This is a genomic window from Streptomyces himastatinicus ATCC 53653, from assembly GCF_000158915.1.
GTDB classification, from domain to species: Bacteria; Actinomycetota; Actinomycetes; order Streptomycetales; family Streptomycetaceae; genus Streptomyces; species Streptomyces himastatinicus.
Genome location: NZ_GG657754.1, coordinates 8,111,295 through 8,114,414, shown reverse-complemented (window position 1 = coordinate 8,114,414; position 3,120 = coordinate 8,111,295). Strand labels below are relative to the sequence as shown.

Annotated in this window: 3 protein-coding genes and 1 pseudogene; all 4 read left to right on the top strand. The window is 75.6% G+C overall.

Annotated elements, in window-relative coordinates:
- Positions 1–945: cobyrinic acid a,c-diamide synthase CobB (locus SSOG_RS34605; RefSeq protein ID WP_039939358.1), on the top strand; the 945-nt coding region annotated here is incomplete at its 5' end.
- Between the two features lie 18 nt (positions 946–963).
- On the top strand, positions 964–1,476 hold the full coding sequence (locus SSOG_RS34600; RefSeq protein ID WP_009718920.1) for a cobalamin biosynthesis protein: 513 nt from the start codon (positions 964–966) through the stop codon (positions 1,474–1,476).
- A 64-nt stretch (positions 1,477–1,540) separates the two neighbouring features.
- Positions 1,541–2,381 (top strand): annotated as a pseudogene (locus SSOG_RS34595) (sirohydrochlorin chelatase).
- Positions 2,341–3,120: Rv2231c family histidinol phosphate aminotransferase CobC (cobC, locus tag SSOG_RS34590; protein WP_106516502.1), on the top strand; the 780-nt coding region annotated here is incomplete at its 3' end. The pseudogene SSOG_RS34595 and the gene cobC, both read left to right, overlap by 41 nt.

The window sequence follows — 3,120 nt, the reverse complement described above, 5'->3', positions numbered from 1 at the left end:
GTGATCCTCAACAAGGTGGCGTCCGACCGGCACGAGGCGATGCTGAGGGAGGCGCTGGAGGGCGCCGGGGTGCCGGTGTTCGGCGCGCTGCGCCGGATGCGCGAGGTCGGGACGCCGAGCCGTCATCTCGGTCTGGTGCCGGTGGCCGAGCGGCGCACGGAGGCCACGGGTTCGGTCGCGGCGCTGGCCGCATGGGTGCGGGAGGGGTGCGATCTCGACGGGCTGATGGCGCTGGCGGGCAGCGCGCCTCCCCTGTCAGGACCGGTGTGGGATCCGGTGGCGGAGCTGGGCCCGGCGGCGGAGGCCGCCGCGGAGAGCCCCCTGCCGGAGGACCGGCGGCCGGTGGTCGCCGTGGCGGGCGGGGCCGCGTTCACCTTCTCCTACGCGGAGCACACCGAGCTGCTCACCGCCGCGGGCGCGCGGGTCATGCCGTTCGACCCGCTGCGGGACGAGCGCCTCCCCGACGGGACCGGCGGGCTGGTGATCGGTGGCGGCTTCCCGGAGGTGTACGCACCGGAGCTGTCCGCGAACGAGCCGCTGCGCACCGAGGTCGCCAAGCTGGCGGCGACGGGCGCGCCCATCGCCGCCGAGTGCGCCGGGCTGCTGTATCTGGCGCGCTCGCTGGACGGGCGCCCGATGTGCGGAGTGGTGGACGCCGAGGCACATATGTCGGATCGGCTGACGCTGGGCTACCGTGAGGCCGTGGCCATTTCCGACACGTCCCTCGCCGCCGCGGGGACCCGGGTGCGGGGCCATGAGTTCCACCGCACCACCGTCGAGCCGGGGGCCGGGCAGACGCCCGCCTGGGGGCTCGTCCATCCGCAGCGCCGTACCGAAGGGTTCGCACCGGGAAACGTGCATGCCTCGTATCTCCATGTGCACTGGGCCGCGGTGCCCGGTATGGCGGCCCGGTTCGTGGCCGGATGCGTGCCCGCCGCCGGGTGACGAGGGCGGTGACCTGACGTGCGCCATCCTCAACAGCCCGATCTGGTGGTCGGCGTCGGCGCGGGGCGGGGGGTGTCCGTGGACGAGGTGACCGGGCTGGTGGCGGCGGCCCTCGCCGGGGCGGGCCTCGCGCCGGGCGGCGTCGCCGAGTTGGCGACGGTCGAGGCCAAGGCCGGTGAGCCCGGGCTGCTGGCCGCGGCCGAGCGGTTCGGGGTGCCGCTGCGGGGGTTCGGGGCGCAGTTGCTGGCCGCGGTCGAGGTGCCGAACCCGTCCATGGCGGCCCTGACCGCCGTGGGGACGCCCGGTGTGGCCGAGGCGGCCGCGCTGCTGGCCGCCGGGCCGGGGGGCGAACTGCTCGTCGCCAAGCGGGTGTCGGAGCCGGGTGGTGGCAGGCCGTCCAGGGCCACCTGTGCGATCGCCCGCCGCGGCCCGCACCCGCAGGACGGCCACGCGCAGGACAGCACGTCTCAAAACGGCCACTCCGCAAACCGCCGAAGACCTCCCGTGGCGTGTCCCGACGGCGCTCAGTAACGTCTCGGGGCGAGACTGCGCTTTGCACCGTGAGACCTGCTTCACCCTGCACCAAGGAGACCTCGTGACGACCCCGCCCGCGCTGCTCATCGCAGGCATCGGCACCCGAGACGAGAGGCGCGCCGGCGCCTTCCAGGATTTCGTACGGGAGTTGGGCGCGCAGCACCCCGATCTGCCCGTGGCAGGCGGCCTCACCGGGCCGGGCGCGCCCCCGCTGTCCGATGCGGTGGCCCGCCTCGTCGGAGAGGGCGTGACCCGTTTCGCCGTCGTGCCCCTCAGCCTGGTCCCGGTGGAGCACCCGAGAGACGGGGTCGCCGCCGCGCTGGCCCAGGAGGCGGAGCGGCACGCGGACGCCTCGTTCGTCTTCGGCCGCCCGCTGGGTCCGGACCCCCGGCTGCTGCGGGTGCTGGAGCGGCGGCTGGACGAGGCGCTGGGCGGCGGTCGGCGCTCCCCCTCGGACCGGTCGCGGACGACGGTGCTGCTGGTGGGCGACGGGTCGCCGCTGCCGGAGGGCAACGCCGAGGTGCACCGGGCCGCCCGGCTGCTGTGGGAGGGCCGCGGTTTCGCGGGCGTCGAGACGGCGTTCGCCTCGCTCGCCGCGCCGGACGTGCCCTCGGGCCTTGACCGCTGTGTGCGGCTCGGGGCGCAGCGGATCGTGGTGCTGCCCGTATTTCCTGTTCGGCGGTGACGCGCTGGAGCGGGTGCAGCAGCAGGCGGAGGGCTGGCAGCTCGCGTATCCGGATGCCGAGGTGGTGTCCGCCGATGTCATCGGCCCGACCGTGGAGTTGGCGGAGCTGGTCATGGAGCGCTACGAGGAGGTGGCCGGGGTGCCCGAGCGGGCGCAGCTCGAGGAGGAGGCGGCCCATGCCCACTCCCACCCGGACATCCACGCCGATGTCCGCTGAGATACCCGCCGCTGGGATACCGGCGGCCGGGACGCCCACCCGTGAGACGCCCGCCTGTGAGACGCCTGCCGACAGTGCGGTCCCCGGGTTCGATCTGCGGCATCACGGGGACGCGGAGGTGCGCGGCGCCGACGCCGGGCTGACGGACCTCGCGGTCAACGTCCGGGCCGGTACGCCGCCGCGCTGGCTCAAGGACCGCATCGCCGCGTCCCTCGACGGGCTGGCCGCCTACCCGGACGGGCGGGCGGCGCGCGCCGCCGTGGCCGCGTGCCATGGCGTGCCCGAGGGGCGGGTGCTGCTGACGGCCGGGGCCGCGGAGGCGTTCGTGCTGATCGCCCGCGCCCTTCCGGCCCGGCGCCCGGTGGTGGTGCATCCGCAGTTCACCGAGCCGGAGGCCGCGTTGCGGGACGCCGGGCACACGGTGGAGCGGGTGCTGCTCGACGAGCGGGACGGCTTCCGGCTGGATCCGGCGGCGGTGCCGGACGACGCCGATCTGGTGGTCGTCGGCAACCCCACCAACCCCACCTCCGTGCTGCACCCGGCCGCCGTGCTCGCCGAACTGGCGCGGCCCGGGCGGACGCTGGTGGTGGACGAGGCGTTCATGGACGCCGTGCCGGGCGAGCCCGCGTCGCTCGCCTCCCGTACGGATGTGCCGGGTCTGGTCGTGCTGCGCAGCCTCACCAAGACCTGGGGGCTGGCGGGGCTGCGCATCGGGTATGTGCTGGCGGACCCCGGGATC